Origin of the sequence: Photorhabdus sp. RW14-46 (genome assembly GCF_963887965.1) — a bacterium.
GTDB lineage: Bacteria > Pseudomonadota > Gammaproteobacteria > Enterobacterales > Enterobacteriaceae > Photorhabdus > Photorhabdus laumondii.
Window position 1 is genome coordinate 1 of the sequence record NZ_CAWPHH010000080.1, and the last position, 2,785, is coordinate 2,785.

Genomic DNA, 2,785 nt, shown 5'->3' on the forward strand with positions numbered 1-2,785 from the left:
AGGCCATGCCAGCGTGGAATCCACCCAGGTGTATACGCAGGTCTCTATCCGGGCCTTGCAGGCGGTACACGCCAGTACGCATCCGGCGGAGCAAATGGCCGACGAAAAAGTCCGCGACGCCGATGAGATGGGTTTACTGGCCGACCTGTACGCCGACGATAACGCCGGCACGGACACGCCGCCGGACAGTTCAGAGCCGGCCTCAACCGCCGATAGCCGCTGACCGTCCGCCCGTCCCCGTTAAGTTGGGCGGGTTCGGAGTGGGGGCAGACCGTGGCCGGACTGCCCGTCGGCATCGGCGCACGCGGGGGTAAATAGTCGTCAGGCGGCTCAACCACGGGCGTCCCCGTTAAGCCAGTACAGGCCGCCCAACGCCTATTGAACATAATGCGGGGGAATTATACGCACTGCGCCGGTGAGCCCGGGCAACCGCCTGAGCATTGATGAGCGGCTTAATGCGTATAATTGGCATTATGTCTTGCGCCCCCGCGGGTCGGCATTGCGGGGAGTGGCGCACAAGGCTGACGCCTTCTGCTGTCAGCGGCTGAGCCAGTCCTCGGCAAAAACCCGTGTTCTTCTTTAGCTGCCGTGCCAACGTCCGGCCAACAACCCTGAAGGCAGGTCGGCCTGCGGCCTCCGCTCATTGACTTCCCCCCGCCCCAACCCTGCTGCGACTGGCTGCGCGCGGCTCGCACTGCGCTGCGCTCCGTTGCTCGTCCCCGTGCTCGCCATCGCCGCCCCGTGCAGCCCCCAGGGGCTTCCCCGAACAAAATCGCGTGGTCATGCAAGGTCATTGCAAACCGAAACCACAGTGCCTCAGAGCGTCGCAGGGGCGCCGCTTGCGGGCTCTGTGCCGCCCGCGCCCGCAGAACGGACGCCCGCCGCCCAAACAAGTTGGGCGACGTTCGCCCGTTGCCGAAAAAGGCGCTACACTGACCAGAGCGCGGCGGGAAAAACCGGCCTTCGGGGGCGAAAAGCGCGTCAGGGGGTTTTGGGTTCGGCGGTGAACGCACATTGGAAAAAATGGGTTGTAACTGACTGAGTGCGCAGGGAAAATTGGTGTTCGGTAATCAACGTCGCAATGGAATGGGTTGTTGTGGAGAATAATGCGCTGGCCTCGCGAAATCTGGGTGATTGCCGCACGATGTCACCGGAAGCGTGCGGCAAGGCTAAGGAGCTGAGCCAGCGCATTCTGGATAAAGGCTTGCCGTCAGTGGAGGACATGCGCGGTAAACTGGCATCGTGTCAGGATGACAGCTGCCGTAAAGGAGTCTGGACAGAGTACCGGCAGGCCAGTGATGCGACCATCAACAGCCTGAAACAGATGGCGTTGAATGGCGAGTTAAGCCGCGAAGAACTGGCATTCATCAACCATGAGTTGGGTAAAGAACTGGCGGTATCGGGATACCGTGCCAATGACAAGCTAGGGCGTTCAGAGCAGAGCAGCTGGTTAAATGGCGGCAGCGGACCCCTCTCCGGGTTCTTTAACACGGAACTGCGCCAAAAAGAGCTGGAAAACGCCGGGTTATCCAAGGCGGATGCGGCGCAGTACGTGAAGGAAGAGCAGCGTAACCTGTTGTTGCTGGAGACTGCGGTCGGAGCTATTGGGGGAGCAGCCAGTAATAAGATCCAGGCGAAGCCATCATCTGTATCATCAAAAAATAATGTTGATAAAAGCGTTCCGGCGGAAGCTACTCAAGTACAGCCTAACCAAACGGCTAATAAATCAAGTACAACAACACAGACAGATGTCGCAAAATACTTTGGCCAGGACAGAAAATATTGGTCGGCTGAGCCAGTTCCCTTTAAGGGAAATAAGGTTTATCAACGAAATGACTTGTTTGATCCAAGCCGTATTGATCCTAAATCAGGTAAGACAAACGTAGAGCTTATGAGAGCTGGTAGAGCACCTATCGGTAATGATGGAAAACCTGTCAATTTACATCATATGTTACAAAAGCAGGATGGACCTATAGCTGAGGTAACGCAGAGTTTTCATAAGGATAATCATAAGGTCATACATATAAATGATAACAGTATCCCCTCAGGTATTAACCGCTCGGAGTTTAATAAGTGGCGTTCTGATTATTGGAAACAACGAGCTAACGATTTTAAATAGGGTTACGTATGAATACTAAACTTAATGATGTTATTGAAGAAATCGAACGCTTATCAGATGGTCAAAGAAATGATGTTGATTTGCCAGATGATGAATTAATTTCTCAGTATGAAAAAGAAATTGGTTTCGAATTTTCAAATGATTATAAAGAGGTTTTGAAAAAAATAAGTAATATATTCTACGGAACTATAGATTTGTTATCTGTTACCCGTGATAAAAAATATTATGGAGAACTGTCACAAGCGTTAAGCGATGCAAGAGAGCAAGGGCTACCTGAAAATTTGCTCCCGATCTGTGAAGATAATGGCAGTTATTATTGTATTGATTATGATGGAAAAATTAAGTATTGGACGCTTGATGGTTATAACGAGGAAAGTTGGCCTGATCTTGCTAGCTGGATAAAGCAAGTATGGATAGAAGGTAATTAGTCATGCTAAAGATCCCAGCGCTTGGCTGGGATCTTTTTTGAGCCGTCAGTTGTACTCAACGAGCCGGATAATCAACTGCCCGTGCTCAACACTGACCTGTACTGGCTGTCCGGTGGCAAAGCCCGCTTCTTCCAGCCAGTTGCCTTTAAGATGCAAACTGGGGTGCTGGCTGTAATAGCGGGTCATACCGGTGCTGCGGTCTTCGTGGCGGGTGCGGGCATACCCCACCTTATAGCTG

4 protein-coding genes and 1 pseudogene are annotated in these 2,785 nt (G+C 52.6%); 3 read left to right on the forward strand and 2 right to left on the reverse strand.

The window, feature by feature from the left end:
- A pseudogene (locus tag AACQ38_RS23505) lies at positions 1-223 on the forward strand (site-specific tyrosine recombinase XerC); the annotation flags it as partial.
- Positions 224-452: 229 nt separating this feature from the next.
- Here AACQ38_RS23505 and AACQ38_RS23510 read toward each other — a convergent pair.
- Positions 453-695 carry a hypothetical protein gene (locus tag AACQ38_RS23510; RefSeq protein ID WP_165579216.1) on the reverse strand — a complete coding sequence of 81 codons (243 nt, stop codon included), beginning with the start codon at positions 693-695 and terminating at the stop codon, positions 453-455.
- 386 nt (positions 696-1,081) lie between these two features.
- Between AACQ38_RS23510 and AACQ38_RS23515 the strand changes: the two genes are divergently transcribed.
- Together AACQ38_RS23515 and AACQ38_RS23520 are read left to right on the forward strand one after the other, a co-directional pair.
- A complete protein-coding gene (locus AACQ38_RS23515) occupies positions 1,082-2,119 on the forward strand; it encodes an HNH/ENDO VII family nuclease (protein WP_242685683.1) in 1,038 nt (345 codons plus the stop codon).
- A gap of 8 nt (positions 2,120-2,127) precedes the next feature.
- Positions 2,128-2,547: an SMI1/KNR4 family protein gene (locus tag AACQ38_RS23520; RefSeq protein ID WP_011144929.1), complete on the forward strand. Its 420-nt coding sequence runs from the start codon at positions 2,128-2,130 to the stop codon at positions 2,545-2,547.
- Between the two features lie 45 nt (positions 2,548-2,592).
- Here the strand turns inward: AACQ38_RS23520 and AACQ38_RS23525 are convergent.
- On the reverse strand, positions 2,593-2,785 hold a 193-nt coding region (locus AACQ38_RS23525; RefSeq protein WP_165579217.1), incomplete at its 5' end, for a SymE family type I addiction module toxin.